Raw genomic sequence first — 26,057 nt, forward strand, 5'->3', positions numbered from 1 at the left:
CCGGGCACCACCCGGCCCACCCGGCCGGTCCGGATCGGCAAGCCCCACCCGTCAGTGACATCCCACCCACCGGAGGAACCCCCATGCGTCTGATCACCACCGCGGCCGCACTCGCCGCCGCCGCCGTCGTCGGCCTCGCGTCCGCGCCCGCCCAGGCGGCGAGCGGCCAGGTCGTCGTCTTCTCCACCGAGGTCCAGCCGCTCGACACCTACCAGGACCCGAGCGGCTGCCAGCAACTGCCGCCGCTGGCCCACGTGCTGGACAACCTCACCGACGCGCCCATCAAGGTCTACGCCGACCCCTTCTGCACCATCCCCGCCACCCTCCCCAGCTCCGGCATCGGCGTCCTCGCCCCCGGCTACGGCACCCACGTCTCCGGTGTCGGCAGCTTCTCCGCCTGACGAGCCCGCCCCTCCCGCCGGGCGCCCCTCGGCCGCGTACGACGGCGCGCCCGGCGGCCCGGCACGGTCAGCGGTCAGCGGTCAACGGTCAGAAGGGGTGGACCCTGACGGAGAGGCTGCCGCGGGCGACCTCGAGGACATGGCCTTCGGGCAGGACCGACCACCGCGGCGGGTCCTGCGGCCAGCCCTCGGACGCGACGAGGACCTTGTCGTCGTCGACGCGGTAGCTGAGCGCGAAGTAGCCCGGTCCGCGGCGGCCGACCACCTCGGAGTGCGGGTCGTGCGCGGTGTAGGCGTACACCGCCTCGGGGGTGAGCAGCATGCAGTTCAGGCTGGCGAAGCGGGCGGCCCGGCCGCGGATGAGGGCCGCGGTCTCCGCGATCGCCTCGGGCGGCCGCACCCCGTCGTCGATGCGGCGGCGGACCGCCAGGTAGAAGCGCTCGCTGTCGGTGTCGCCCTCCGCCGCGCCCAGCGCGGGCGCGCCGATCACGTCGTCCAGGCAGCCGGGCGAGTGGAAGTCGCCGTTGTGGACGAACGCCATCCGCTCGTCGCCGAACGGGTGGGTGTTCCCGGCCGTGACCGGGAACTGGGGGCTGGCCATCCGCAGGTGCAGCAGGGCGGCGTCGCAGTCGCGGCCGGCCAGCACCGAACGGAACCGGGCGCTCTCGTCGGCGCGGACCGGCTCCTTGACCGATCCGACGGTGCCGTGCCCGGTGGGGAAGGCCGCGCCCCAGCCGTGGCTGTGCTCGCAGGCGAGTGCGAGGAAGGGGGCGAGGTCCGCGGCGAACAGGTCGCCGAGCGGCTGGGGCCGGCGGGCGACGACGCCCATCAGTCGACACATCTGCGGGTCCAACTCTCTTCGGGGAGGGCGTCGCCGGCCGGCCGTCCGGGCACGGCGAAGCCCGGCCGCGGGCAGCGCGGAACGAGGACGGGGTGCGGATCGGAAAGCGGCGCGGGTCGGATCGGATCGGCGGGGCCGATCGGAAGGCGGTGCGGGCCAAACCGGCGGGGCGGCGCCGCAGGAGCGGGCCGGGCGGTGCACGAGGGGAGGGCCGTGTCCGCCCGGCCGCTGCCCGGCCGGGCTCCGGTGCAAAGACGGGGAACCGCACCACCCGGCCGGGGACTTGGGGTCAGCCCGCCGTACCGGCAGGTGCTGAACCGGCAGGGGCTGAACCGCGCCCGGCGGCGGGCCGTCGCCGCCGCCCGCGCCGCCGGGCGGGGCCCAGCCGCCGTTCCCACTGCCCGGCCGCGGTGGCGAGCAGCGAGTTCACGACGACGTACATCGCCGCGACCACCAGGTAGCTCTGGACGATGGTGTGGTCGTACTCGCCCAGGACCTTCGCGGAGTTGAGCAGTTCGAGGAAGCTGACGACGTAGCCCAGCGTGCTGTCCTTCAGCAGGCGGACCAGCTGGCCGATCAGCGAGGGCGCGGTGGCGCGGACGGCCTGGGGCAGCACCACCAGCCGCATCGCCGGCCAGTAGCCGAGCCCGAGCGCGTGGGCGGCCTCGGCCTGGCCGCGCGGCAGCGCCCGGACCCCGGCCCGGAAGATCTCGGCGAACACCGCGGCGTTGGTGATCACGATCGGCCACACCAGCTGCCAGAACAGCGGCAGGCGCACCCCGGCGCTGGGCAGGCCGAACAGGAAGGCGTAGATCAGCAGGAGCAGCGGCACCGCCCGCATCGTCTCGACGTAGAGCCCGGCCAGCCACTTCACGGGCCGGTTGCGGGCCAGCCGGCCCAGCGCGAGCAGGGCGCCGCAGGGCACCGCGATCGCCGCGCTGACCAGGGTGACCCTGACGGTCGCCCACAGCCCCTTGAGCAGGTAGCGGATCACGGCCTGCTGGGTGAAGAGGTTCCACTTCGCCGCGTCGAGCTGGCCGTGCCGGGCGAACTGCCGTACCGCCAGCCAGACCAGCGCGGCACACACCAGCAGCGACAGGGCGGTGGCGACGGCGATCCGGACCCGGCCGCGCGGGCCGGGCGGGTCGAAGAGGACGCCGTCGTCCGCGTCGCTCCATGCCGCCAGCCGCTCGCGCAGCGACAGCCGGGGCCCGGCAGCCGGGTCCGGCCCGGGAGAGGCGGGCCCGGGGGAGGCGGGCCCGGGGGAGGCGGATGCGCTCTGCTTCATCGCACCACCATCAGCTTCCGCTCGGTGAGGGCCGCCAGCCGTCCGATCAGCAGGGTGATCGCCACGTAGCACAGCGCGGCGGCGCCGAAGGTCACCAGCGGCTGCGCGTACTGCTGGTCGAGGAGTTCGGTCTGCCCGGTCAGCTCCTGGGTGACCCCGACGGCCGAGGCCAGCGAGGAGTTGAGGGTCACCGCGATGAGCAGCGACGCGAGCGGCTGGACCATCGACCGGAAGGACTGCGGCAGCACGACCAGCCGCAGCACCTGGAAGAAGGACAGGCCCAGCGCCCGTCCCGCCTCGATCTGGCCGGCCGGCACCGACCGCACACCCGACCTGACCGCCTCGCAGAAGAACGCGGCCCAGTACAGGCTCATCGCCGTGACCGCGGTCCAGAACAGCGAGTAGACCATGCCGATCTCGGGCAGCCCGAACACGAACAGCGTCAGCAGCACCAGTAGCGGCACGCTGCGCAGGACCGCGACATAGGCCCGGCCCAGCAGGCGCAGCGGGAGCACCGGGCTGATCCGGCAGCAGGCCAGCAGCAGCCCGAGCACCCCCGCGAACAGGAAGGTGCTGCCGCTCAGTTCGAGGGAGACCAGCAGACCGCGGCCGAAGACGCCCAGGTGGGATGTGATGACGTCCATGGCGTCAGCTGACCGTCGGCGGGGTCGGGGCGTCGCCGGGGACCTGGGTGCCGACGGTGGCCTTCCAGACCTTCGCCCAGGTGCCGTCGGCCTCGACCTTCTTCAGCCAGTTGTTGACGAAGACCTTGAAGTCCGGCTGGTCGAGGGGGAGTCCGATGCCGTAGGGCTCCTGGCTGAAGGTGCTGGAGGACACCTTGACGTCGGAGTTGGTCGACGCGTTGCCGGCCAGGATGCCCTGGTCCAGGACGTAGGCGTCGGCCCGGCCCTGCTGGAGGGCCTGGAGGCACTCGGTGTTGGTGTCGAAGAGCTGCACCTTGGCGGTGGGCGCGGCCTTCTTGACCGCTGCGGCGGCGGTGGAGCCGGACTCGGTGACCACCGTTTTGCCCGCGAGGTCGGCGGCCGACTCGATGCCGGAGGTGGACTTCTTCACCTCGATGGCCAGGCCGTCCTGGTAGTAGGGCCCGGCGAAGGCGACGGACTTCTCCCGCTCGGGCGTGATGGTGTAGGTGGCGAAGACCGTGTCCACCTGGTGGCTCTTGAGCAGTGCCTCGCGGGTGGCGGAGGTGACGTTCACCAGTTTCGTGGACGGCTTGCCGATGATGTACTTCGCCAGCAGTTCGGACATGGCCGCGTCGAAGCCGTCCACCTTGCCGGTGGTGGGGTCGAGCAGGGAGAAGAGCGCCGCGGTCTGGGTGCCGCCGACGACCAGGGTGCCCTTGGCCTTGATCTTCGCCGCGGTGGAGCCGCTGGGCAGCAGTGACGCGTCGGCGGGCTGCTCGGCGGCGATCAGGGCGTCGACCGTCTTGCTCGCCGAGGCGGCGGCCGAGCCGCTCTTCGCGCCGGGCGCGCCGGGCACCGCCGAGGAGCTGCCGGAGCTGCTGGAGCAGCCGCTCACGACGAGCGCGGTCGCGGCGATCAGGCCGGTGGCGAGGCCGCTGCCCGTGCGGGCGCGGCGGAACGCCGTTCGGTGGACATTCATGGCTCTCCTGAAGGACGGAAACCGGAAAAGGACGCCGGTAAAGCCCCGAAAAGGGGCGCGCGGAAAGTCCGTTTCGACGGTTCGGGGGCGGAAGTGTTCGGTGGTCGGAATATTCTGCGGGCGGAGTATTCGGCTGGTGCGGAATGCGGAGCCGGGGCGGCCGGGGGTGACTTGGGGGTGGCTTGTGGACGGCTGGGGGCGGCGGCTATACGTGGTGCAGCACCTTCGCGAGGAAGTCGGCGGCGCGTTCGTGGCGGGGGGAGGTGAAGAACTCGGCGGGCGGCGAGACCTCCAGAATCCGGCCGCCGTCCATGAACACCACGCGGTCGGCGGCCTTGCGGGCGAAGCCCATCTCGTGGGTGACCACGATCATCGTCATGCCCTCGGCGGCCAGCTCGACCAGGACCTCCAGCACCTCCTGGATCATCTCCGGGTCGAGCGCGGACGTCGGCTCGTCGAAGAGCAGCACCTTCGGGTCCATCGCCAGCGCCCGGGCGATCGCGACGCGCTGCTGCTGGCCGCCGGAGAGTTCGGCGGGGTAGGCGTCCGCCTTGTCGGCCAGCCCGACCCGCGCCAGCAGCTGCCGGCCCGCGCGCTCCGCGTCGGCCCGCGCCCGCCTGCGCACCTTGACCGGCGCCAGCACCACGTTCTGCAGCGCCGTCAGGTGGGCGAAGAGGTTGAAGGACTGGAAGACCATCCCCGCGTCCGCGCGCAGCTCCGCCAGCCGCCGCCCCTCGGCCGGCAGCGGCACGCCGTCGATGGCGATGGTGCCCGACGTGATCGTCTCCAGCCGGTTGACGCAGCGGCAGAGCGTCGATTTCCCGGACCCGGAAGGGCCGATCACCACGACGACTTCACCGGCCGCGACATCCAGGTCGATATCGTGCAGTACCTGGGTGCGGCCGAAGTGCTTGTTGACTCCGGTGATCCTCACCAGCGGTTCGGCGGACGCGCTCACGGGGAACTCCTGGGGGCCGGGAAGCGGGCCCGAAACGACGGTTCCGGGGCTCCGCGGGTTCGCGGCCTCTATTGCAGCGGACGCCGGCCGCCGGGTCCAACGAGAGTTTTTTCACCTCTCCATCAATGACGCTTATCCTTTGCGGATGTTGGACGTACGCCAGTTGGAGGTGCTGGCCGAGATCGCGCGCACGGGCTCCTACACCGCCGCCGCCTCCTCCCTCGGCTTCACCCAGCCCGCGGTCAGCTACCAGATGCGGCGGCTGCAACAGTCCGTCGGCACACCGCTGTTCACCCGCGTCGGGCGCGGGCTGCAACTGACGCCGACCGGGGAGAGCCTGGTCCGGCACGCCGACACGATCTTCTCGGTGCTGCGCGCCGCCGACCAGGACATCGCCTCCCTGGTGGCCAGGGGCGGCGGGCTGGTGCGCATGGTCGCCTTCCAGAGCAGCTGTCTGACGCTGCTGCCGCAGGTGATCACCTCGCTGGCGGCCGGCCACCCCGATGTGCGGGTCACCGTCACCCAGGCCGAACCCGTCGAGGCCCGCCGCCTCATCCGTACCGGCGAGGCCGACCTCGGCCTGCTGTGCAACTGGGAGAACGAGGACACCCCCGAGGGCGAATCGGCCATGCTGCGCGTCCCGTTGATGACCGACCGGCGCTGCGTGGTGATGCGCGAGGACCACCCGCTCGCCGACCGCCCGGCGATCGGCCTGGACGAACTGGCCGACCAGCGCTGGGTGATGGAGAGCCACCGGGACCGGTTCGCCGCGGCCTGCACCAGTGCGGGGTTCCAGCCGCAGATCAGCGCGACCGTCGACGACGCGCACGCCATCCAGGCGCTGGTGGCCGCCGGGCTGGGCATCACCCTGATGGGCGAGATGGCGCTGCGCGGCCCGGTCGTCCCGTCGCTCGTCCACCGCCCGCTGCGGGACTGGCCGTTGCGCCGCACGTACGCGCTGCTGTGGCCGGACATGGCGGACGTGGCGGCGGTCGCGACCGTCCTGCGGGCGATCCGCGCGGCCGCCCGGGCGTACTGACACCGCCCGCACGCGACATCCCGGGGGAGCCCGGGGGCGTTCCGGGCGGCGCGGTCAGACGGCGGCGCGGGGCGCGGTGAGCGCCAGCAGCCGCAGCTTGTCGTGGCTCTCGCTGCCGGGCTCGGCGGTGTAGACGAGCAGCCGGTGCGACTGGTCCGGGTCCAGCAGCGTCTGGCAGTTCAGCTCCAGCGTGCCGACCTCGGGGTGGACGAAGCGCTTCACGCGGTGCAGGCGGACCCCGACCTCGTGCCGCTCCCACAGCTCGCGGAACTCCGCGCTGCGCGCCCGGAGCAGCTCGGCGTACCGGTCCGCGCGGGACCCCGGGCCGCGCAGTGCGGCGATCTCGCGCAGCCCGGACGCGAACGCCCGGGAGAGCAGCGCGTGGTCCTCGGGTACGTACATCGCGCGGGTGCCCGGGTCGGTGAACCACCGGAAGCCGAAGCTGCGCTCCGGGCCGGAGTAGCGGGTCGAGTCGCCGGTGAGGGCGACGCCCAGCGGGCTCTGCCGCAGGGTCTCCCCGAGCTCGGTGACGATCTCCGCGGGGGTGTCGTCCAGGCGGTCCAGGACCCGCAGCAGGCCGGGGCCGACGTGCCCGCCCGCCGCGCCGCGGACCGGCGGGGCGTGGCCGGCGAGGCGGAAGAGGTGGTCGCGTTCGGCCGGCGACAGGTGCAGGCCCTGGGCGATCGAGGCGGCCATCTGCTCCGACGGCTGGGGGCCGCACTCCCGCTCCAGCCGGGAGTAGTAGTCGGCCGACATGTGGCAGAGCGCGGCGACCTCCTCGCGGCGCAGCCCGCGGGTCCGGCGGCGCTGCCCGCGCGGCAGGCCCACGTCCTCGGGTTGCAGCAGCTCCCGGCGGCGGCGCAGGAAGGCGGCCAGCCCGCTCCGGTCGATCTCCACGGCTCTCCTCCCACCCGCCGGACCCGCCGGCCGGGCCCACCCGGCGGCCCGCGTCCCGCGCGGTTCCCTCCTTTCTAACGCCCCCGGCCGCCCCCATCCACTGATCGCCGATCCCCCCTTCGCGGACCCACCCGGCGGCCCCCGCCCCGCGGAACATCGGATCGGCAGTCCCTGAAAGGCACCGCCGATCGTTGCCACAGTGGCAGCAGAGGACGCCACCAGGGAGAGACGACATGCCGCGCAGGACCATCGACATCACCGTTCCCGACCAGACCGGAAAGCTCGCCGTCGTCACCGGCGCCAGCGACGGCATCGGACTGGGCATCGCCACCCGCCTCGCCGCCGCCGGCGCGGAGGTCGTCCTGCCGGTCCGCAACCCGCGCAAGGGCGAGGCGGCGCTCGCCGAGATCCGCCGGCAGGTCCCCGCCGCGCAGGTCTCGCTGCGCACCCTCGACCTGTCCTCGCTCGCCTCCGTCGCCGCGCTCGGCGCGGCCCTGCGCGAGGAGGGCCGGCCCGTCCACCTCCTGGTCAACAACGCCGGCGTCATGACCCCGCCGGAGCGGCAGACCACCGCCGACGGCCACGAGCTGCAGTTCGGCACCAACCACCTGGGCCACTTCGCCCTGACCGCCCACCTGCTGCCCCTGCTGCGCGCCGGGCACGCCCGGGTGACCTCGCAGGTCAGCGTGGCCGCGAACCGGCATGCCGTGCACTGGGACGACCCGGACTGGGAGCGGTCCTACGACGGCATGCGCGCCTACAGCCACTCGAAGATCGCCCTCGGCCTCTTCGGACTCGAACTCCAGCGGCGCAGCGACGCCGGCGGCTGGGGCGTCAGCAGCAACCTCTCCCACCCCGGCGTCGCCCCCACCAGCCTCCTCGCGGCCCGCCCCGAGGTCGGCCGCGCCAAGGACACCCTGGGCGTACGCGTCATCCGCGCCCTGTCCGCGCGCGGCATCGTCGTCGGCACCGTCGAGACCGCCCAGCTCCCCGCGCTGTACGCGGCGACCTCACCCGACGCGAAGCCCGGCGGCTTCTACGGCCCGGCCGGCCCCGGCCAGCTCGGCGGCCGCCCCGCCGAGCACCCGCCCTACTCCCGGCTGCGCGGCACCGCCGACGCGCAGCGCCTGTGGCAGCTGTCCGAGGACCTCACCGGGGTCCGCTTCGAGGACTGACCGGCCGGGCCGGGCCGCCCGCGCTACACCGCGGGGTCCAGCCGCCGCCCGGCGGAGTCCCACACGCGGCGCAGCGGGTCCGCGATGTCGACGGTCAGCTCGCCGATCCGCTCGATGGCCAGCGTCACGCGGTCGCCGTGCTGCACCGGGCCCATGCCGATGTGGTGCGTGCCGGTGGCGATGACGTCGCCGGGGGCGAGGCCGGAGACCGAGGACGCCACCTCGATGAGCCGGTCGATCCGGTTGGCCATCTGCCCGGTCGAGTAGCGCTGCCGCACCTCGCCGTTCACCGACAGCTCGACCACCAGGTCGTGCGGGTCTGGGACGGCGTCGGCGGTGACCAGGAAGGGGCCCATCGGGCCGAAGCCGCCCAGCGACTTCTTGACGTAGTAGGTCTGCCCGACATCGCGCGCCGACAGGTCGAGGAACCCGGTGTAGCCGAAGACGTGGCCCATCGCGTCGGCGGCGCCGATGTCACGGCCGCCCCGGCCGATGACGACCGCCAGTTCCGGTTCGTGGTGGAAGACCCGCGCCTCGATCGGCGGCAGCGTCACCGTCGTACCGGTCCCGGTGATCGACAGCGGCGACTTCAGGAAGAAGTCCGCCGCCACGCCCTGCCGGTCGTCGGCGTAGTTCTTCACCGCGCACAGCAGTTGCTGCGGGGACGGGACCGGCGCCTCGAGTACGACCTCGGCCAGCGCGGGCGAGGCGTCCCCGGGCAGCGCGACCAGCCGGTCGCGCACCTCGTCGTAGCTCTCGATCAGTGCGGCCAGGCGGTCCTGCGGCCGGGTCGTGCCCGGCACCAGCGACTCGGGCACCTCGGCCACCCGGCCGCCGCCCACGACGCCGAGCCGGCCGCCGTCGAAGAAGCAGAGAATCAAGGGAACTCCTCAAATGGTGTGCGAACTCGGTCCCACCGGCCGGGTACCGCCGGTGTCGCGCCGGGCATCCTCGTCGTCCGGAACGGAGGAGGTCAGCCGGGTCCGCAGATGGTGCCCGGTCAGCCGCTCCCGCTCGTAGTGGTCGAGGAGCAGCTCGTGCCCGAAGTCGTTCCGGTAGTCCCGCCACATCGAGTGGATGTGGTTGCCGTTGTCGATGGCGTTGTCGAACTCGAAGAGCAGGCGCTGGCTCTGAATCCGGTAGTAGTGCGACGTCCCCTGCCGGTCCCCGCCCGCCCAGCAGAAGAAGATGTTGTCCGCGCCCTCGTCCCGCAGCCGCTCCAGCTGCCGTTCGGCGACGGCCGCCGGCATGCGGTGCAGGTGGTTCGCCGCCAGCGACCAGAACACCTCGGCCTGTTCCGGCGCCAGGTCGCTGACCGCGATGCCGCGCGGGGTGTCCTTCTCGAACTTCAGCGCCTCCCGGTCCTCGTCGGTGATCACGTACGAGGGGATGCCGAGGTCCCAGTAGTCGGGATACTCCACCTTGCCGATGAGCGGCACCTGCCGGGTGACGAAGTCCGCCGGCGCGACATGGTGGATGACCGCCGTGGACCGCTGCCGCGGCGACAGGGCGTGCAGCAGGTCGAAGCCGAGCCGGTCGTCGTCGTGGAGCGGGGCGATGACGCCGGCGGACGCCGGCTGGCTGCCCATGTTGCAGGGGGTGACGGACAGGAAACGCTCGTCGACGATGGTGTAGTTCAGCGACAGATGGTGGCCGACCACCCGCCAGCCCCAGGTGTCCTCGTGGCTGGGGCGGCCGAAGAACGAGAAGAAGTACAGGTCCGGGTTGCGCATGTCCGCGGCCGCGACCCCGAACCGGTGCGCCCCCACCTCGCGCAGCACGTTCTCCATCGCCATGACGGACAACGCCATCGAGTAGCCGCGCGTGCTCAGCCCGGCGCTCAACAAGGAGTGCGCCAGGGCCCGTTGATGGCGGTCCAGCACCGCCAGCGGCACCCCGGTCCGGTCCGGCTTCGGCACGAAGTCCCAGTCCTTGCGGTGCGGGCTGTCCAACGGGAACCACGCCTGCGCGCGCTGCTCCGGACTCAGGCAGTTCAGCAGCGCGGTGGTGTTCACCAGCATCCGGCGGATCACCTCGGGCGCCTCGTACACCTCAGACATCTCCGCTCCCCACCCCTGCTTCGGTCGCGCCTCGCGCCGCCTCAGACAAGACCGACATAACTTCCGCCGTCGACGTGGAGGTTGTTGCCGGAGATGTAGCCGGCCTGGTCCGCGCAGAAGAACACGCAGGCCGCGGCGATCTCCGCGGGTGCGCCGAGCCGTCCCGCCGCGACCGACTCCGCCTGCCGCCGCCGCGCCTGCTCGAAGCTGATCCCCTCCCGCTCGGCCGTGCGGTGCGCCAGCTCCTGCTGCCGCCCGGAGTCGATGCGCTCGGGGAGGATGTTGTTGACCGTCACGTTGTACCGGGCGACCTCCTTCGAAACGGCCTTCATCACCGCGGTCAGCCCGGCCCGCGCCCCGCTGGACGCCACCATCGTCGGGCTGGGCCGGGTCACCACCGCCGACGTGACGTTGACGATCCGGCCGAAGCGCCGTGCGACCATCCCGTCGACCACCGCGCGCAGCAGGTGGATCGGCGCGGAGAAGTGCAGGTCCAGGGCTTCCGCGAGATCGGCCTCGGCCAGCTCGGCGAGGCGCCCGGGCCGCGGCCCGCGGTTGTTCGTGACGAGGATGTCGGGCTCCGGGCACGCCGCCAGCAGCGCGGCCCGCCCCTGAGCGGTCGTCAGGTCGCCCGCCACGCCGTGCACCGGGAGGGCGGCCGCGTCGCCGACCTCCCGCACCGCCCGCGCGAGCGCCTCCTCGTCGCGCCCGTTCAGCCACACCTCCGCGCCCTCGGCCGCGAGCGCCGCCGCGCACGCCCGTCCGATGCCGCGGCTCGACGCGCAGACCACGGCCCTGCGCCCCTCGATTCCCAGGTCCATGGTCAGTCCTCCACCGTCGGGGCCAGCAGCGCGGACAGCTCCGCGTCGACGGCCGCGAGCGCGTCCCGGTACGGGGCGAGGGTCCGCTTGGCGTCGACGAGCGCTCCGGTGTCGTCGACGTCGTCGGCGGACGTACGGATCAGCACGTCCCCGGCGACGACGTTCATGTGCAGGCCCGTGAGCACCGTCCGCATCTGCTCCGCGGCCCGGGAGCCCCCGCGGCTGCCGTAGCTGACGATCGCGGCCGGTTTGCCCCGCCACTCCTCGTACAGGAAGTCCAGCGCGTTCTTCAGCACCGCCGGATACCCCCAGTTGTACTGCGGGAAGACCAGGACGAAGCCGTCGAAGGAGCGGACGACGGCGCTCCAGGTGCGGGTGTGCGCGTGCGCGTAGCCGCCGAGCGCGGGCTTGCGGGGCTCGTCGAGGAACGGCAGGCCGATGGTGGCGAGGTCGACCAGTTCGTAGGTCAGGGCGCCGGCCGCGCCGAGGTGGCCGGCGGCCACCTCGGCGAGGTCCGCGCAGATCCGCGTCGGCCGGGTGCTGCCGACGATCACGCCCACCCGTCCGCGGGGGTGTCGCGGCGGTGGGGCCGTACCGGGTCCGTCCGCGGGCGGACGGGCTTCGTGCACCATGGTGTCGTTTCTCCTGTGGGGATGGGGCCGGGGTCCTGGACGGAGCGCCTCGGCGTGAGCGTGGGTGTGAGCGCGGGCCCGGACGCGGGCTCGGGCCCGGACGTGGACGCGGGCTCGGACGCGGGCCTCAGCCGAGGTACGCGTTCGTCCAGTCGTCGCCCTCGGTCACCTTCATGTCCGGCTTGATGACGTCGATCTGCGAGGTGAACTTCACGGCGGTGGCCCACTGCGCCGCCGTCATCCGGCCGTCCGCCGGCCAGTCGATCTCCGAGATCGACTCCTTGAGGACGTCGCGCGGGATGCCCGGGCTCTCCGCCGCCGCGATGTCGGTCAGCGCGGTGGAGCCCTCGTTGTCGTGGATGTACTTCACCGCCTCCTGCATCGCCTGCGCGAACTGCTTGACGGTGTCGGGGTGCTTCTCGGCGTAGCTGCGCGTGGTGACCGTGATGTTGCCCGGGCCCATGTTCTGCGGCTCCCAGGCGGGCACGTTGGCGGAGCTCGCGACCACGATGCCGGTGCCCGCCGCCTGCGCCTGGAGCGGCGTCGGCTCCGACGTGCAGAACCAGTCGATCCGGTTCGTCTTCAGCGCGGTCTCGTAGATCGTCGGGCTCGACAGCGACGCGACCTTCATCCGGCCGGTGTCGACGCCGTGTTCGTGCAGGAAGAGGTTCACCTCGGCGGTGGTCGACTCCGACGACGACCCGCCGGTCGAGCCGACCAGCGCCTTGGCGACCGCGGCCGGCGAGGAGTCCTTGGTGAGGTGGTGCGCTTTCGCGAAGTGCGTGCTGATGACCAGGCCCAGCGGGACCCCGACCGAGGTCTGCGCCACGGTCAGCTCACCGGTGCCCTTGTCCACGGCGTCCAGGAAGTTCTTCGCGCTGCCGGCGAGGAACTGCACCGAGCCCGACGTGAGCGCGCTGCTGGTGACGGTCGGCGTCAGCACCTCCAGCTTGACCTTGATGCCGTGTGCGGCGAAGTAGTTCTTCTTCTGCGCCACCCACACCGGCAGGATGTTGACGTTGGCCCCCGAGACACCGATGGTCACCGAGCTGGTGCCCGACCCCGATGCCGACGAGGAGTTCCCGCAGCCGGCGGCGACCAGGCCGACGGCCAGTACGGCCGCCGACACGGCTCCCCGGCGGCCCGGTCGGTGGTGCCGCGTTGCTCTTCGCATCGACAATGCCCTCTCCTTCGCCCTTGCCCCGTACGACGCCCGGACGTCCCGCCGCCCTGGTGTCCCCAAGCCAACGCCCGAGCCCCGTACGGTGCATAGCCGCCGGACAGAGCGGCTGGTGAGAGCCGTCATAAGCGCCGGGAATGGCCTGCCGGCGGGATGTCTTGCCATCGGCCGGGGCTCCGGCGCATACTCGTCCGGCCGTGCGCGCGGGCGAGCCGAAGTCCGTGCCCGCCGCCGGGCCGTGGCTCCGCCTGCCACCGCTACCGCTACCGCCACCGCCCCCACGGCCGCGCTGACGTCCATGCCGGCGGGCCGCGGCCCGTACACCTGTGATGCCATAGGCGCATGGAGATGCGAGCAATGCGCGCGTTCGTCGCGGTCGTCGAGGAGCAGGGCCTGTCCGCGGCCGCGCGGCGGCTGCACATCAGCCAGCCCGCCGTGTCCCAGACCATCGGCGCGCTGGAGCGGGAGTTCGGGGTGCAGCTGCTGATCCGCAGCTCCACCGGTGTCCAGGCCACCGAGTCCGGCCTCACCCTGCTCGCCGAGGCCCGCGCAATCCTGGCCCGCTACGACCAGGCGCTGGCGACCATGGACGCGCGCGCCGCGGCCGCGGCCACCCTGCGGATCGGCATCCCCGTGGAGCTGCCGCCGGACCTGCTGTCGAAGGCGCTGCTCGACCTCGCGGTGGCGTATCCCACTACCCGGGTCCAGGCCCGGCACCTGTCCACCGCCGACCAGCTGACGGCGCTGCACGCGAACGACCTCGACCTCGGCCTGCTGCGGATGCGCCCCGCCGGCCAGGAGTTCGACGCGATGCTCGTCGCGCAGGAGCCGCTGGGCGTGGTGCTGGTGGCGGAGCACGCCACGGGGCTGGCCGGGCCCGACGGCATCCGCCTGGACGCCCTGATCGGACTGGACTGGCTCGGCTTCCCCCGCGCGGGCAGCCCCGCCTGGCACGACGAGGTCACCGCCATCCTGCGCAGCCACGGCGTCGACCCCGGCCCCGTACCGCCCGACGGGCCGCCGCTGATCGCCGAGGTGAAGCTCGCCTCGCTGAGCGTCGGCAAGTCCTTCACCCTCGCCCCGCCCGGCTGGTCCCAGCCGCTGCCCGAGACGGTCGCCTGGTTCCCGCTGGCCGGCCACCCGATCGTGCGGCGCACCTGGGCGGTGTGGAACGCCGGCTCCCACCGCCGGGACCTCGGCCATCTCATCGCGAGCCTCGACCAGCCCCCGGCCGTACGGGTGCGCTGAGCCGGCACGGGAGCCGGACCGGGTGGTCCGCGCGGGCGGTCGTGGTGCCCCGCCCGCGCGGACCCGGGTGCCGCCAGGTCAGGAAGTGAGCTTCCACTGCTGGTCGGTGCCGCCCTGGCACTCCTGGAGTTGGAGCTGCGTGCCGTTCGCGGTCGCGCCGCCGGCCGCGGTGAGGCACTTCCCGGCGGAGAGAAGCGTGCCCGCCTTCTGGTCGAGCGTCCACTGCTGGGTGGGCGAACCGTCGCAGGTGTAGAGCCGCGCCGGCGTCCCGTCGGCGCCGGAGCCGCCGCGGACGTCCATGCACTTGCCCATCGCCCGCAGGGTGCCGTCACCGGGCATGGACCAGGTCTGGGACACGGTGCCGTTGCAGTCGTACAGCTGGAGCGCCGTCCCGTCGCTGCTGTTGCCGCCGGTGACGTCCACGCAGCGGCTGCTGGCGGCGCCGACGATCGGGCTGTCGCAGGTCGACGGCTGCGCCGTGGCCGCCGGGTGCCGGGTCGGCAGGTGCAGCGCCGCTCCCCGGGTGACCTTGTGCGACGTGCCGCCGCCGTCCCGCACCGTCAGCGGCGGTCCCGAGCGCAGGGTCAGCGTCGTGGTCTTCGGTCCGACGGAGACGTCGAACGTCCTGCCCTGCCACTTGACGCCGGTGATGTCCACCCCCGGCAGCTGCTGCGGCAGGAACGGGTCGAGGGTGACCGCGTCCGTGCCCCAGCGCAGCCCGGTGAAGCCGTACAGGAACTCCTGGAGGTAACCGCCCTCACCGGTGGTGAAGGTGAACGCCCCGCCGGTGCGGGTCTCGTTGAACTGGTCGAACGGCCCGGCGACGAACGGGTCGACGCTGCTGCGCAGATGGTCGTAGGCCGTGCAGCCCGGCGAGCCGAGGGCGGCGGCGTCGATGGTGGCAATGGAGTCGGTCATCGACGGCCCGCCGGGGTCGGAGTGCTGGGTGTAGTAGTCCAGGTCGTTCTGCGCCAGGCCGGCGGGCATCTGCACGTTCCACGGGTACTGCAACAGCGTGACGTCGGCCTGCTTGACCTGCTGGCCGGCGTAGCCCTGGAACTCGGGGTGGATGCCGGCCGCGGTGTCGACCGGGATCTTCAGCCCGTCGCTGACCGTGCGCCACGCCGGGTCGGCGGACTTGCCGAGGATGCCGGCCGCCTGGATCGCGATCCGCAGCGACGCCTGCGCACCGGCGTTGGTGCTCGCGCTGTCGTCCACGTGGTCGTGGTACTCGTCGGGGCCGAGCACGTCGTCGATGTCGTACCCGCCGGCCGGGTCGGGCACGGCGCGGGCGGCCCAGTAGTCGGCGATGTCCTTCAGCACCGGCCACGCCTTGGTCCGCAGCCACGCGGTGTCGCCGCTGGCCTCGTAGTACTGCCACTGCGCGAGGGCGATGTCGGAGTCGATGTGGATCTCGTCGTTGCCCTCGTTGTTGCCCGGCGGGATCGACTCCTTGCCGGTGAGGGAGCTCTCCCAGGGGAACTTCGCGCCCTTGAGCGGCTGCGCCGGGGTGGACGCCGCGGCGGCCGCGGCCTCCGCCGCGGGCAGCAGCTTCTGCCGGTAGGTGTCCGCGGTCTGCGCGATGCCGGGGTACTGCGCCAGGAGCGCCGGATACATCCAGGTCTCCATGTCCCAGAACACGTGGCCGTTGTAGCCGTCGGAGGACAGCCCGCCCGGGCTGGTGCTCCAGGTGACCCCGGCGCGCATGCTGGCCAGCAGGTAGAACATCGACGCGTGGATCTGCGCGGTCATGGCGGTGTCGCCGGGGACCGAGATGCCGGACTGCCACAGGGCGGACCAGGCGCGGTCGTTGCGGGCGAGCGTGTCCTGGTATCCACTCCTCGCGGCGTCGGCCGCGGTCCTCGCGGCGGCCTGCTGGGGCGTCGCGGCCGTCAGCGACCGGTCGGTGTCGACGCTGGAGGCCGCCCCGACGTACTTCGTGATCTCGTACGTCCGCCCGGCCCTGACCGGGAAGTCGGCGCTCTGCCCCGCGCTGCCGTCCCCGCGTGCCGCGACCGGCTCGGTGCGCTCGGTCTTCCCGTCGACCTTCAGTACGGAGCTCAGGCCGGCGGTCACCAGCTTCCCGTCGGTCACCACGGTCTCCGACAGCGTGCCGGTCCTGCCGTCCACGGCCGGGTCCGCTGCGGTGGCGTTGTCCAGGCCCCGGCCGTCGAACTCGTCCACGGCGGTGGCGGTCCCGCTCCAGTGCGGCACGGCCCGCACGGTGACCGTACCCAGGTGGCCCTGCGCGCGGTTGGCGTTCACCGCGTAGACGAAGCTCGTCCGGTCGCCCGCCGGGGACGTCCAGTCGAAGGAGGTGGTGATCACGCCGGTGCGGATGTCGAGCGACTGCCGGTAGCCGCTGGTGGTGCCGTTGGTGGCGGAGGCGATGTCCGTCGGCGGCTGCGCGCCGTCCGGGTACGCGGCCAGGTAGTCGACGTTGACGCGCGCCGTGTCGCCCTGCGCGACGGCGATCTCCAGCGTGTCGGTGCCCGCGGTCAGCGCCACCGGTACCTGGGCCGTCGACCAGGTGTCCCAGTCGGCGGTGGGCGGCAGGGTCAGCTGCTGGAGGGCGCCGTTCACCCCGAGGTGGACCGTCTGCGGGCTGCCGCTGCCGTTGGAGTAGCGCACGTCCAGCACGGCCGGTCCGGCCGGGGCGTCGCGGACAGCGAGGGTGTCGGTCGCGCCGACCGTCGGGGTGTTGTCGGTGTTCAGGCCGGCCAGGTAGCCGCCGGCCACCGATCCGCCGTGCGAGGTCTCGACGAACGCCCCGCCGGAGATCGCGCCGTCCCTGGCCGGGCAGATCTGGTCGAACGCGCAGGACCATGCGCCGGGCACCCCGTAGACGTCCGAGGCGTCCGAGGCGCGGCCGAAGCCGAGCGTGGTCCAGGTCGGCAGGCTCGCCCGCCGCTCGTACTGGCCCGCGGGGGCGGCGTAGAGGCCGGCGAGTTCGGACTGGGTGACCACGGGAGCGCTGGAGTAGCCCTCGCCGGCCGCGGGCACGCGTGCGGCGAGGTAGCCGTTGCCGACGAAGGTGGGGGAGTAGTCGTCCGCGGTGTCGGTGGTGCTCAGTACCCAGCTGCTGCTGCTGCTGCCGTTGCCGTCGCCGGCCGACTTCGCGACGGAGGACGCCGGTGCGGCCACCATGCCGCCGAGCAGACATCCGAGGGCCAGCACGAAGCCCGCGCTCCTTCTGAGCGCGGGCGGACGGGCAGGCCGGGCGGAACGGCTGGGTCTGATGCCCATAGGAATGCTCCTCCGGAATGAGGTACGCCCTGAGAGACGGGCACGGGCCGGTCGGCGGACGGCGGCGGCCGGGCCGCACATCGGTGCCGCGTGCGGACGCGGCGAGACAGTCGCGCTGAGCAGGGCTCAGAAGTCCTTCGCTGACGGAGCGTCACTCTGCGGGCCGTCCCGTCCGGTTCCGGCGGGAGGTCGAACGGCCTGCTGGGGGCGCCGGAGCCCGGCGGACGCTCACGCTATGTCCTGCCGACGAAGACCGTCAAGAGACCGGAACGGCACGCGTCTTGCTCCTCTCCTGCTCCTCTCTTGCTCCTCTCCTGCTCCTCCGAGCGGTGGAAACGGCACGGCCGCGGTGCTGGGCGGGGGAGTGTCCGCCGGCCCCCTCCCGCCCTCGGCGGTGACCGAGCGCGACCAAGGCCGGGCGCAGCGCACCGGACGCACGCGGCCGCGCCGGGCTGCCCGCCCGGCTCCACCCCCGGGGTACGGTCCGGCTGCGGGCGGGCATGGGCCGCGGACTACACTTCCCCTGCCTGGACGCACGTCGTTGTTGCCTGAGAAGAAGGGGGCACCCATGCCCTTGGTGTCCGTCGTGATGCCCGTGTACAACTCGGCAGCCACGCTCGGCGCCTCGATCCGGTCGGTGCTCGCGCAGACGCACACGGATCTGGAACTGCTGGCGACCGACGACGCGTCCGACGACGAGTCGATGGACCTGCTCCAGGACTTCGCCCGGCAGGACGAGCGGGTCCGCCCCGAGGCGTCGGAAGGCCGCGGGGGCGCGGCCCGCGCCCGCAACCAGGCCATCGCCCGGGCCCGCGGCGACTACATCGCCTTCCTCGACAGCGACGACATGTGGCTGCCGACCAAGGCCGAGCGGCAAGTCGCCTTCGCGGCGACCGCGGGGACGCCCCTGACCTTCACCTCGTACTACAAGGTGGACGCCGAGTACGACGGTGAAGCCGCCGACTTCACCCCGACCGACCGCGTGGTCCGGGCCCGCGAGCAGGTCGACTACCGCGCGATGCTCACCCAGGACCACATCGGCGCCCTGACCGCGATGTACGACCGCAACGTTCTGGGCGCCCGGCTGATGCCGGACATGCCCAAGCGCCAGGACTACGCGCTGTGGCTGTCCATCATGCGCGACGGCACCCCCGCCCGCGGCCTCCAGGAGCCCCTGGCCCTCTACCGGGCCGGCCGCGCCGGATCGCTCTCCTCCAACAAGATGGCGCTGGTCCCCTACAACTGGTCCCTCTACCGGGACCACGAGCAGCTCTCCGTCTCCCGCTCCGTCCGCTCCCTGACCGGCGCGGCCTGGCACTCCCTGCGCAAATCCCGCATCTGACCCCAGGGCCCCGCCAGCCCCCGGCCAACCGCCCGGGCAACGTGTCGAGCCCGAACGACTCCGCCCGCTCTTTCGCTGAAGCGCCGCCCCGCAGGCCCGCCCAGCACGCGACCCCTCGAGCCGATGTGGACGTGTCCTGGCTGACCGAGGGACCCCGCCGGACGGCTGCGGCTGCCTAGGGGACGTGCCGGAGTTCCGGGATCGCGTCCGTCTCCTCCGCAGCGCGGGGCCTGCCCGTGCCACGCCGCTTCCGGCCGGCGGCCTCACGGCTGTGACCTGCTCGGACAGCGGCCCGTCGTGCTGCTGCCCGTGGGCGCCGGCGATCCGCGGTGGGCGACGTGCCTCAGGTCCCGAGTGCCGCCTTGCGCAGGGAGCGTTCCGCGATCCGGGCGGCTGCCGACGCGGGCAGCAGGCGGCCGAAGACGAAGGTCTGGAACGCGTTGAGGCGGCCGTCGACGACTGCGGGGCCCCGGCCTGCCAGGGCGGTCATGACCGTGTCCGCCACGGAACCCGGCTCGCGCTTGCCCGGTATGCGCCGCGGGTTCATCGCGGTCTCGGTCGGCCCGGGGCTGACCGCCACGACCCGTACGCCCGTCTCCTTCGTCTCGGCCCACACCGCCTGGGTGAAGGACAGGACGAACGCCTTCGAGGCCGCGTAGGCCGCCACGTACGGGGCGGGCGCGTACGCACCGGTGCTCGCGACGTTGACGACCGCTCCTGTTCCCCGGGAGACCATGGCGGGCAGCAGGAGCGCCGTCAGCTCCGCCACCGCTCCGGCGTTGAGGTCGACCAGGCTCCGAAGCCGCGCGGGATCGCTGCCGGCGACCGGCCCCAGCAGGCTCGCGCCTGCATTGTTCACCAGGACGTCCACGTCGAGGCCCGCACCCGCCAGCCACTCGGCCAGCCGGGAAGGCGCACCGGGCCGCGACAGGTCAAGCGCGAGCGCCGACACCTCGGCGCCGTGCTCGGCGCGCAGTCGCCCGGCCGCCGCCTCCAGGCGGGCACCGTCCCGCGCGACCAGGACCAGCCGCGTGCCCTGTGCCGCCAGCCGCTCGGTGATCGCGGCCCCGATGCCCGTCGCGGCGCCGGTCACGACCGTGGTGCGCCGTGTGGCCTCTTCGTCTGCGTTGCTCTTCATGTCCGGAACGGTAAACTTTGACATTAACGTCAATGTCAAGCTGAGCCGGATGGAGGGAAGGGCATGCGCATCGGGGAACTGAGCAGGGCCACCGGGGTCAGCGCCCGCTCGCTGCGCTACTACGAGGGCCAGGGGCTGCTCTCCAGCGACCGCCGCTCCAACGGTTACCGGGAGTACGGCGACGACGCGGTGGGCCAGGTGGCCTTCATTCAGGACCTCTACCGCGCCGGCCTGCCCTCGCAGCTCATCCGGGACATCCTGCCCTGCACCGCCCCGGTGCCGCCCGCGGGCGACTGCACCCGGCTCCTGGCCCGCGTCCGCGAGGTCCGGGACGAACTCACCCGCCAGGAGCAGCAGATCGCCCAGCGCCGAGAGATGCTCGACCGCTACCTCTCCGGTGCCGCGACCCCCGCCGGCCTCGGCGCCCAACCTCCCTGCTCCGCATGACACGACGGCGCGGCGGGGGACTTCCGAGGGACTTTCCGACGCACCAGCCCGGAAGGCTCCGACAGGGCACCGCTGCTCTGGTCCGAAGCCGTGACCGACACCAAACTGGCCTCGACGTTCCGGGAGCGAGACAGCGCCTTCCGCAATGACATCGCCGAGGGCACGATCCGCGACACCGTTCGCCCCGAGGCCGTCGCGGTCCCCGTTATCGGACAGCTGCGCGGAATCGGCATGCAGCGACTGCTCGATGTGGACACCGTCGACGTCGAACGGCTGCGCACAGAGGTGACCGAGCCATCATCAAGACACCACGACTCGGGTGACCGAACCGGTCGACTCTCGTGCCGACGGGTTCGGTCCAGATTGGTCAGTGGCTGTACGAGTTCGACGATCCTGACGTTGTGGGCGAGCGCCTGGTCTCGGTCAGCGGGTGAAGTAGATGATGTCGTCGTCGCCGTCCAGGAAGCCCAGTGCCTCGTGGAGCGAGCGGCCCATCTTGCTGGACTGGAGGTAGGCGGTGTGTGCGCCCGCACGACGGCCCTCGGTCAGACGGTGCAGCAGCAGAGCGCGGCCCAAACCACGCCGGCGGAAGGCCGGGACCGTCCCGCCCGAGTAGACCCCGAGCCAGCCCTGGTCGTCGAGCATCGTGATCCCGGTAGCCGCGACCTGTCCGTCGACCACCGCAATGTAGACCGTGATCCCGGGGTGGGAGAGCACCGCGTCGGTGACGAACGGCTCGCCGAGGGAGGTGTCAGCTCCGAACGACTCGCCCAGCGCGCGCACGAACGCGGCGCGGTCCTCCGACGTCCGGACCGTCCGGAAGGTCACGGACGGCATGATGCCGTCCTCGTCGGGCAAGTCCGTCAGCGGGCGGATCATCGTCGAGAACCGAAGCTCGCGCAGGTCACGGCCGGCGGCCGCGGACCGCTCCGCGCCGGTGGGTTCGTGCCCGACGACCTGCATCGACCAGGTGGGCAGACGCTCCGCGGCGACGGTCAGCGCACGGTCCAGGCCGGCGCGGTCGTGGCTGGCCGCGGTCAGCACCAGCCCGTTCAGCATTGGCACTGGGACGGTGGTGTCGACGATTTCCACCCCGTGGGCGATGGGAGTCACCTTGCCACCGGGCGCGAGGGAGGCCAGGAGGGCCTGGGCGCGGACCAGGGCCAGGGAGGGTCCGGCCGGCCGGGACTGGAGCTCGTGCCGCGGCCGCGTCCCACCAGGTTTCGGTGCTTCCCCGCGTGTTGTCATGTGATGTTCCTTATGTCAGGTGTGGCGTCACGGAAAGGGGTATCCAGAGGTTGTCGAGCTCGCGTCGGTTCGCACGGTCACGGCGGTCTTCAGGGTCGGTCAATTGACCCTAGGGCCGTGTCTCTGCCGCCTGGCGGAATCTTTCAGGGGTGTAAGGAACATTTCGATACGCTGACCGACATCGGAGAGCTCGCCGACCACGACGAAGCTTCGCTGGTTCGGCCAGCAGTTCGTCGTGCCGGTGGAACAGCAGGCTCGCCCGCCCCGGCCGTGCGTCGGTGCCGGTGAGCAGGAGGCCGCCGTCGTCCGCTTCGGGAACCACCCGGGCGAGGGAGGGATGTCCGCCGTCGCCCAGACTCGCCAGGACTCCCCTGCGGAACTCGCCGATCCTCCGGACGATCGTCGGGGGTCAGGCCCGGCACCGCGAGCCGCGCTCTGCGAGAACTTGGTCACGATCTCGTCCGTGCACTCGGCCTCGCCCTACAGGAGGACCTGTCCTGCCCGGTCGAGGCCGCTTCCCGTCGGGTCCGAGAAGAGCAGGGCGACGCGCGGGTCCCGCCGGATGTTGAACGCCTTCTGCGGGAAACCGATCGATGTCGACAGCGCGAAGGTCTGATCGTCGGGACGCTACACGCCCGTGACCGGCCACGCGATCGGTGCGCCTGAGCGCGAGATCGTCGCGGCCTCGCGCGTCGGATAGGACGACAGGACGCGGGCCGCACCCGGTTCGACCAGCTGGTCGTGTTCCATGATCACTTTCCGGTTGAAGTACTCCGGGGGTGGATCTGCAGCAGCTGACGACCCGGAGGGAGGACGCCGGAAAGTGCGTGGGCAGCCTGACGATCGGCTGACGTCTCCTGGTGTGCCAACCAGGGTCGCTGTCGGGCGGACTTCTTACGGTTCCGAAAGATTCTCCCAGGTGGAGCTTCGTCGTACCTAACGTGGTCGAACGTCGGCGCGTGCCTACCGTGTGCTCCCGCTGCCGTTCCGTCCCGATACGACATGAGGTGCTTGATGAAGATTGGCATCGGACTTCCCAATCAGGCCCGCGACGTGCGGCCCGCGCGCCTTCCCCAGTGGGCGGCGATGGCCGAGGAGGCCGGGTTCTCCACGCTGGGCACCACGGGCCGCATCGCCTACCCGGGAGTCATGGACACGGTCGCGCTGGCCGCGGCTGCCGGTGCGACCAGCCGGATCGGTCTGATGAGCGCGATCATGCTCAGCACGGTGTGGCCCGCCACTCTGTTCGCCAAGGAGGTCGCAGGCATCGACGAGATCTCGGGCGGGCGGCTCACCCTGGGGATCGGTGCGGGTATCCGGCCGGACAACTTCGTCGTCGACGGTCTCGGGCCGGGCAACCGTGGCCGTCGGATGGACGCGGACCTGGCGACCTATCGCGAGGTCTGGGGCGGCGCTCCGGCGGGCGGTGGTACCTACCCGGCGGTGACGAGCCAAGCGCGGAAGATACCGCTGTTGTTCGGCGGGATGTCCGCGCCTGCTCTCGCGCGGATGGCACGGTGGGGAGAGGGCTACATCGCCGGTTCGGTACCCGCACCGATGGCGGAGGCCTCCTTCGACCAGGCGCGTGCGGCGTGGCGGGACGCCGACCGACAGGGTGAGCCGTGGCTCGTCGGTATCGCGTACTTCGCGCTCACCGACCCCGGGCTCGGACGCCGGAACCTCAAGGACTACTACGCCGACACCGAGTTCACCGACCTCGTGGTCGACACACTGAGCGACACGCCAGAAGCGGTGCGCACCGTAGTGAAAGCCTTCGCCGATATCGGTGCCGATGAGCTCATCCTCAACTCGGCTACCGACGAGATCGACGATGTCCACCGCCTGGCAGAACTGGTCCTGTGACTCGGCCACTTCGTGCATCTCGTGGGTCTCCGGTGTGCTCCAGGACGGTGTCGATGCCGGTTCGTGAACTGTGGGGCGGCTCGCTTTCGCGCGATGCCGCGTTGGAGTTCGATGAGTCCGTTGATGGCCTCTGTGCCGCCGTTGTTGGCGCGGCCGGTGTCGAAGTAGGCGAGGAGGGCTTCGCGCCATTGCTGGGCACGTCGGGAAGGTAGCGAGGACCTTCTCGGCGATCTTGCGTCCCTCGGCGGGACTGCCGGCCTGGTGGCGGCTCGCAGTTGCTGGGCGCAGAGCCAGGCGACCAGAACCTCGTCGTGGCGTTCGTCAGCGGCGATCGCGAGGTCGAGTCGCGCTCGTTGTCGGTCGGTGATTTTCTCGACCCCGCAGCGCAAGATGGTGCGGATGCCGTAGAGCAGGTCGCCCTTCCTGCTCCGGTGGCCGTGGATCTGTTGCTGGACGCGACGACGGACCTCGTCGACGGCCGCGGAACCGAGCTTGACGACGTGGAATGCATCCAGGACCGCAGTCGCATCCTCGAGCTTGTCATCGGTGGCGTTCTTGTAGCCGCGGAACGGGTCCGAGGTCGCTTCCTTGGCCATCGCCTTGGGAAGGGGACGGATCGAGCTCCACACCGTGTTCCATGTCGTGCCGAGCTGGCGGGCGATCCCGCGCACGGAGGCGTGCTCACGCCGCAATGGTCGGATCACCCACCAGCACGCCCGCACGGTGAGCAGCGCCCGCGGCTCGGCCACCGTATGGTTCTGCTCGGTGAACGTGCCGACCGGGCAGGCCGGTTCGACACAGCGCCAGGTCCGCTTGCGCCACACGATCTTCACGGGCCGGGCGAAGCAAGGTGCGTCGATTAAAGGACCACCTCGCGTCGACCGTGGGAGTGAGCGATCGCGCCGCAGGCCCGGCAGCCCCTCACCATCCGCGCCGACTCGACCCGAACAGTCAATCGGTCGCCACCACCCCGGTCGACGTCAATCACGTGGAGATCGTCGAGGCCTCCCTGAATGGCGCGTGTCCGATCTCGTCGGCGATGGGTCTAGTGACCGAAGGTGACCGGCTGGCCATGCCAGTCGGTCTTGCGGAGGAACTGCTCCCAGCTCAGCGTGTTGGGATCGATGCGCCGGCTCCACGTCATGTCGCGGTCGTCTCGGAAGTATCCGAGTTCGACCGCGTACTGGACCATGCCGAGGGTCTCGTCGACCAGCAGAGGGTTCTCTCCCAGCGCGGGGAAGTAGGTCAGCAGGTCTTCGCGAGAGTAGGCGCTGCGGTATTCGGCTTTGAGTCCGGTGACGCGGGAGAACTCCTCGACCATCTCGGCCGGGGAGATGACGTCCCCCACGACCGGCAGACAGGCGCCGTGGTAGGTGTCGGGGTTGGAGAACACCTCGAGGGCGGCCGGCCCGGTCGCGGTGAGTGGGTCCACGAACGGGGCACGGAAGTCTTCGGGGAGGTAGAAAGGCATGAGCACCGTGTCACCATCGATGCGCGGCGGGTAGTACTCCAGCGCGTTGGTGTAGAAGAACGAGAGCATGAGGAAGGTGTGCGCGATCGGCAGAGTCCGGATGTACTCCGCGACGAGCGCCTTGTCGGTGAAGTGCGGGGCATACTTGGTGCCCGAGGACCGCTCGTCGACGTTCTCGAGAGCACTGAAGACGACGTGGCTCACTCCGGCCTCGACCGCTGCATCGGCAAGTTGGCGCCCGAGAAGGAACTCCTCGGTGGAGGGCGGCGCGATGGGCGGGGTCATCAGGAAGGCCCCCTCGGCCGATCCGAACGCGTCGACGAGCTCGCGCTGGTGACCCAGCGCGAGAGGAACCTCGGCGATCTCCGCTCCCAGTCCTGCCAGGCTCCGGGCCTGGGCGGAGCCGGCGTCTCGGGTCAGGGATCGCACTCGGAACCTGCCGCTCTCAAGCAAGGAGGTGACGACGCTCCTTCCCTGCTTGCTGGTGGCACCCGCGACGACGATCAACGGCTTGCTGCTCTCAGACATCGTGTACTTCCTCTTGTGTATCCCCGGTGTTCGCGGCGGACGGCAGGTGCGCGGCAGATACCGGAGGGGCGTGAACGCAGGAATCATATCGAGATATCGCGATGTGTCAATGTGTGACTGGGGGTGAACCCGGTTCGTCACATCGAGATACGATGGTGTGTGAGAGGCGAGGAGGCGACCGTGGCGACGTCACAGGCAACGAACTCAGGAGGCGACGCGGAGAACGAGCCCCCTCTGGCTGCGGTCGAGGCCTTGAAGGCGCTGGCGAACCCCGCACGGCTGCAAATCATGGACTGGCTGCGGGACCCTCACCGCGAGTTCGCTCAGTGGGAGCCCATAGCCGACCGGGACGAGGTCGGAGTCTGCGTCAGCCATCTGCAGGCCAAGTCGGGGCTGGCGCAATCGACAGTCTCCTCGTACATGGCAACCCTCGAGCGGGCAGGCCTGGTACAGGCCACACGGGTCGGCAAGTGGATCCACTACAAACGCAACGAGGGCACGCTGTCGCGACTCGCGGAGATGCTCCGCGGCACATAGCGACGATCACGAAAGGGCGCCACGAGGCGACCAGCGGCGCACGGCACACCAGACTCCTCGCGACATCGCGGGCG

24 protein-coding genes and 1 pseudogene are annotated in these 26,057 nt (G+C 71.8%); 8 read left to right on the top strand and 17 right to left on the bottom strand.

The annotated features are described in order from the left end of the window. The first annotated feature begins 83 nt into the window (after positions 1–83). Positions 84–401: a hypothetical protein gene (locus AC3ERT_RS28345; RefSeq protein WP_335974406.1), complete on the top strand. Its 318-nt coding sequence runs from the start codon at positions 84–86 to the stop codon at positions 399–401. Between the two features lie 88 nt (positions 402–489). On the opposite strand, the gene AC3ERT_RS28350 is transcribed toward AC3ERT_RS28345, so the two are convergent. From AC3ERT_RS28350 to AC3ERT_RS28370, 5 genes are all read right to left on the bottom strand, one after another. Next, entirely contained in the window at positions 490–1,230 is a 741-nt protein-coding gene (locus tag AC3ERT_RS28350; RefSeq protein ID WP_435177567.1) for a class II glutamine amidotransferase, read from the bottom strand. Positions 1,231–1,531: 301 nt separating this feature from the next. Continuing rightward, on the bottom strand, positions 1,532–2,530 hold the full coding sequence (locus AC3ERT_RS28355; RefSeq protein WP_435177569.1) for an amino acid ABC transporter permease: 999 nt from the start codon (positions 2,528–2,530) through the stop codon (positions 1,532–1,534). Next, positions 2,527–3,174 (bottom strand): amino acid ABC transporter permease, encoded by a 648-nt coding sequence (locus AC3ERT_RS28360; RefSeq protein ID WP_335974396.1) that lies wholly within the window; start codon positions 3,172–3,174, stop codon positions 2,527–2,529. Before AC3ERT_RS28360 ends, AC3ERT_RS28355 begins: the two co-directional genes overlap by 4 nt. A gap of 4 nt (positions 3,175–3,178) precedes the next feature. Then, positions 3,179–4,153 carry a glutamate ABC transporter substrate-binding protein gene (locus AC3ERT_RS28365; RefSeq protein WP_435177571.1) on the bottom strand — a complete coding sequence of 325 codons (975 nt, stop codon included), beginning with the start codon at positions 4,151–4,153 and terminating at the stop codon, positions 3,179–3,181. A 205-nt stretch (positions 4,154–4,358) separates the two neighbouring features. Next, a complete protein-coding gene (locus AC3ERT_RS28370) occupies positions 4,359–5,111 on the bottom strand; it encodes an amino acid ABC transporter ATP-binding protein (RefSeq protein ID WP_435177573.1) in 753 nt (250 codons plus the stop codon). 145 nt (positions 5,112–5,256) lie between these two features. Between AC3ERT_RS28370 and AC3ERT_RS28375 the strand changes: the two genes are divergently transcribed. After that, positions 5,257–6,150 carry a LysR family transcriptional regulator gene (locus tag AC3ERT_RS28375; protein ID WP_335974385.1) on the top strand — a complete coding sequence of 298 codons (894 nt, stop codon included), beginning with the start codon at positions 5,257–5,259 and terminating at the stop codon, positions 6,148–6,150. Positions 6,151–6,204: 54 nt separating this feature from the next. On the opposite strand, the gene AC3ERT_RS28380 is transcribed toward AC3ERT_RS28375, so the two are convergent. Beyond that, positions 6,205–7,047 carry a helix-turn-helix transcriptional regulator gene (locus AC3ERT_RS28380; RefSeq protein ID WP_335974381.1) on the bottom strand — a complete coding sequence of 281 codons (843 nt, stop codon included), beginning with the start codon at positions 7,045–7,047 and terminating at the stop codon, positions 6,205–6,207. 233 nt (positions 7,048–7,280) lie between these two features. Here AC3ERT_RS28380 and AC3ERT_RS28385 point away from each other — a divergent pair, with 233 nt between their 5' ends. Next, the gene (locus AC3ERT_RS28385) at positions 7,281–8,222 is read left to right on the top strand and encodes an SDR family oxidoreductase (protein ID WP_435129338.1); all 942 of its coding nucleotides are present in this window, start codon (positions 7,281–7,283) and stop codon (positions 8,220–8,222) included. Between the two features lie 23 nt (positions 8,223–8,245). On the opposite strand, the gene AC3ERT_RS28390 is transcribed toward AC3ERT_RS28385, so the two are convergent. The 5 genes from AC3ERT_RS28390 to AC3ERT_RS28410 form a co-directional block, all read right to left on the bottom strand. Further along, the gene (locus tag AC3ERT_RS28390) at positions 8,246–9,103 is read right to left on the bottom strand and encodes a fumarylacetoacetate hydrolase family protein (protein ID WP_435177576.1); all 858 of its coding nucleotides are present in this window, start codon (positions 9,101–9,103) and stop codon (positions 8,246–8,248) included. A gap of 9 nt (positions 9,104–9,112) precedes the next feature. Then, the gene (locus AC3ERT_RS28395) at positions 9,113–10,282 is read right to left on the bottom strand and encodes a DUF3500 domain-containing protein (RefSeq protein ID WP_435177578.1); all 1,170 of its coding nucleotides are present in this window, start codon (positions 10,280–10,282) and stop codon (positions 9,113–9,115) included. A gap of 41 nt (positions 10,283–10,323) precedes the next feature. Beyond that, positions 10,324–11,103, bottom strand: a complete 780-nt coding sequence (locus AC3ERT_RS28400) for an SDR family oxidoreductase (RefSeq protein ID WP_435177580.1) — start codon at positions 11,101–11,103, stop codon at positions 10,324–10,326. 2 nt (positions 11,104–11,105) lie between these two features. Next, the gene (locus AC3ERT_RS28405) at positions 11,106–11,657 is read right to left on the bottom strand and encodes an NADPH-dependent FMN reductase (RefSeq protein ID WP_435177582.1); all 552 of its coding nucleotides are present in this window, start codon (positions 11,655–11,657) and stop codon (positions 11,106–11,108) included. 205 nt (positions 11,658–11,862) lie between these two features. Next, positions 11,863–12,909, bottom strand: coding sequence for an ABC transporter substrate-binding protein (locus tag AC3ERT_RS28410; protein WP_435177584.1), 1,047 nt, complete (start codon positions 12,907–12,909; stop codon positions 11,863–11,865). A gap of 348 nt (positions 12,910–13,257) precedes the next feature. Between AC3ERT_RS28410 and AC3ERT_RS28415 the strand changes: the two genes are divergently transcribed. Continuing rightward, positions 13,258–14,163 carry a LysR family transcriptional regulator gene (locus tag AC3ERT_RS28415; RefSeq protein ID WP_435177586.1) on the top strand — a complete coding sequence of 302 codons (906 nt, stop codon included), beginning with the start codon at positions 13,258–13,260 and terminating at the stop codon, positions 14,161–14,163. Positions 14,164–14,241: 78 nt separating this feature from the next. Here the strand turns inward: AC3ERT_RS28415 and AC3ERT_RS28420 are convergent, their stop codons facing one another. After that, positions 14,242–17,409 (bottom strand): ricin-type beta-trefoil lectin domain protein, encoded by a 3,168-nt coding sequence (locus AC3ERT_RS28420; protein ID WP_435177588.1) that lies wholly within the window; start codon positions 17,407–17,409, stop codon positions 14,242–14,244. 568 nt (positions 17,410–17,977) lie between these two features. On the opposite strand from AC3ERT_RS28420, the gene AC3ERT_RS28425 reads away from it, so the two are divergent. Then, on the top strand, positions 17,978–18,751 hold the full coding sequence (locus AC3ERT_RS28425) for a glycosyltransferase family 2 protein (protein ID WP_335974352.1): 774 nt from the start codon (positions 17,978–17,980) through the stop codon (positions 18,749–18,751). 343 nt (positions 18,752–19,094) lie between these two features. Here the strand turns inward: AC3ERT_RS28425 and AC3ERT_RS28430 are convergent, their stop codons facing one another. Beyond that, a complete protein-coding gene (locus AC3ERT_RS28430) occupies positions 19,095–19,889 on the bottom strand; it encodes an SDR family NAD(P)-dependent oxidoreductase (protein WP_435177590.1) in 795 nt (264 codons plus the stop codon). 63 nt (positions 19,890–19,952) lie between these two features. On the opposite strand from AC3ERT_RS28430, the gene AC3ERT_RS28435 reads away from it, so the two are divergent. Beyond that, positions 19,953–20,336 (top strand): MerR family transcriptional regulator, encoded by a 384-nt coding sequence (locus AC3ERT_RS28435; protein WP_435129363.1) that lies wholly within the window; start codon positions 19,953–19,955, stop codon positions 20,334–20,336. Between the two features lie 423 nt (positions 20,337–20,759). On the opposite strand, the gene AC3ERT_RS28440 is transcribed toward AC3ERT_RS28435, so the two are convergent. Both AC3ERT_RS28440 and AC3ERT_RS28445 read right to left on the bottom strand, forming a co-directional pair. Next, on the bottom strand, positions 20,760–21,584 hold the full coding sequence (locus tag AC3ERT_RS28440) for a GNAT family N-acetyltransferase (protein ID WP_435177592.1): 825 nt from the start codon (positions 21,582–21,584) through the stop codon (positions 20,760–20,762). A 627-nt stretch (positions 21,585–22,211) separates the two neighbouring features. Next, complete coding sequence (locus tag AC3ERT_RS28445) at positions 22,212–22,334, bottom strand: hypothetical protein (protein ID WP_435177594.1); 123 nt, start codon at positions 22,332–22,334, stop codon at positions 22,212–22,214. Between the two features lie 264 nt (positions 22,335–22,598). Between AC3ERT_RS28445 and AC3ERT_RS28450 the strand changes: the two genes are divergently transcribed. Continuing rightward, complete coding sequence (locus tag AC3ERT_RS28450; RefSeq protein WP_435177596.1) at positions 22,599–23,447, top strand: LLM class flavin-dependent oxidoreductase; 849 nt, start codon at positions 22,599–22,601, stop codon at positions 23,445–23,447. Between the two features lie 146 nt (positions 23,448–23,593). Here AC3ERT_RS28450 and AC3ERT_RS28455 read toward each other — a convergent pair. Together AC3ERT_RS28455 and AC3ERT_RS28460 are read right to left on the bottom strand one after the other, a co-directional pair. Beyond that, positions 23,594–24,043 (bottom strand): annotated as a pseudogene (locus AC3ERT_RS28455) (ISL3 family transposase); the annotation flags it as partial. A 449-nt stretch (positions 24,044–24,492) separates the two neighbouring features. Beyond that, positions 24,493–25,446, bottom strand: coding sequence for an NmrA/HSCARG family protein (locus tag AC3ERT_RS28460; RefSeq protein ID WP_435177598.1), 954 nt, complete (start codon positions 25,444–25,446; stop codon positions 24,493–24,495). Between the two features lie 288 nt (positions 25,447–25,734). Here AC3ERT_RS28460 and AC3ERT_RS28465 point away from each other — a divergent pair, with 288 nt between their 5' ends. Next, a complete protein-coding gene (locus AC3ERT_RS28465; protein ID WP_347583660.1) occupies positions 25,735–25,983 on the top strand; it encodes an ArsR/SmtB family transcription factor in 249 nt (82 codons plus the stop codon). Positions 25,984–26,057: the final 74 nt, after the last annotated feature.

It is taken from the genome of Actinacidiphila sp. bgisy145, assembly GCF_057708125.1.

Coding starts and splice junctions, on each gene's coding strand:
- AC3ERT_RS28345 (WP_335974406.1), top strand. CDS start 84: ATGCGTCTGATCACCACCGCGGCCGCACTCGCCGCCGCCGCCGTCGTC.
- AC3ERT_RS28350 (WP_435177567.1), bottom strand. CDS start 1,230: ATGGGCGTCGTCGCCCGCCGGCCCCAGCCGCTCGGCGACCTGTTCGCC.
- AC3ERT_RS28355 (WP_435177569.1), bottom strand. CDS start 2,530: ATGAAGCAGAGCGCATCCGCCTCCCCCGGGCCCGCCTCCCCCGGGCCC.
- AC3ERT_RS28360 (WP_335974396.1), bottom strand. CDS start 3,174: ATGGACGTCATCACATCCCACCTGGGCGTCTTCGGCCGCGGTCTGCTG.
- AC3ERT_RS28365 (WP_435177571.1), bottom strand. CDS start 4,153: ATGAATGTCCACCGAACGGCGTTCCGCCGCGCCCGCACGGGCAGCGGC.
- AC3ERT_RS28375 (WP_335974385.1), top strand. CDS start 5,257: ATGTTGGACGTACGCCAGTTGGAGGTGCTGGCCGAGATCGCGCGCACG.
- AC3ERT_RS28385 (WP_435129338.1), top strand. CDS start 7,281: ATGCCGCGCAGGACCATCGACATCACCGTTCCCGACCAGACCGGAAAG.
- AC3ERT_RS28395 (WP_435177578.1), bottom strand. CDS start 10,282: ATGTCTGAGGTGTACGAGGCGCCCGAGGTGATCCGCCGGATGCTGGTG.
- AC3ERT_RS28400 (WP_435177580.1), bottom strand. CDS start 11,103: ATGGACCTGGGAATCGAGGGGCGCAGGGCCGTGGTCTGCGCGTCGAGC.
- AC3ERT_RS28410 (WP_435177584.1), bottom strand. CDS start 12,909: ATGCGAAGAGCAACGCGGCACCACCGACCGGGCCGCCGGGGAGCCGTG.
- AC3ERT_RS28415 (WP_435177586.1), top strand. CDS start 13,258: ATGGAGATGCGAGCAATGCGCGCGTTCGTCGCGGTCGTCGAGGAGCAG.
- AC3ERT_RS28420 (WP_435177588.1), bottom strand. CDS start 17,409: ATGGGCATCAGACCCAGCCGTTCCGCCCGGCCTGCCCGTCCGCCCGCG.
- AC3ERT_RS28425 (WP_335974352.1), top strand. CDS start 17,978: ATGCCCTTGGTGTCCGTCGTGATGCCCGTGTACAACTCGGCAGCCACG.
- AC3ERT_RS28430 (WP_435177590.1), bottom strand. CDS start 19,889: ATGAAGAGCAACGCAGACGAAGAGGCCACACGGCGCACCACGGTCGTG.
- AC3ERT_RS28435 (WP_435129363.1), top strand. CDS start 19,953: ATGCGCATCGGGGAACTGAGCAGGGCCACCGGGGTCAGCGCCCGCTCG.
- AC3ERT_RS28440 (WP_435177592.1), bottom strand. CDS start 21,584: ATGACAACACGCGGGGAAGCACCGAAACCTGGTGGGACGCGGCCGCGG.
- AC3ERT_RS28445 (WP_435177594.1), bottom strand. CDS start 22,334: ATGGAACACGACCAGCTGGTCGAACCGGGTGCGGCCCGCGTCCTGTCG.
- AC3ERT_RS28450 (WP_435177596.1), top strand. CDS start 22,599: ATGAAGATTGGCATCGGACTTCCCAATCAGGCCCGCGACGTGCGGCCC.
- AC3ERT_RS28460 (WP_435177598.1), bottom strand. CDS start 25,446: ATGTCTGAGAGCAGCAAGCCGTTGATCGTCGTCGCGGGTGCCACCAGC.
- AC3ERT_RS28465 (WP_347583660.1), top strand. CDS start 25,735: ATGGACTGGCTGCGGGACCCTCACCGCGAGTTCGCTCAGTGGGAGCCC.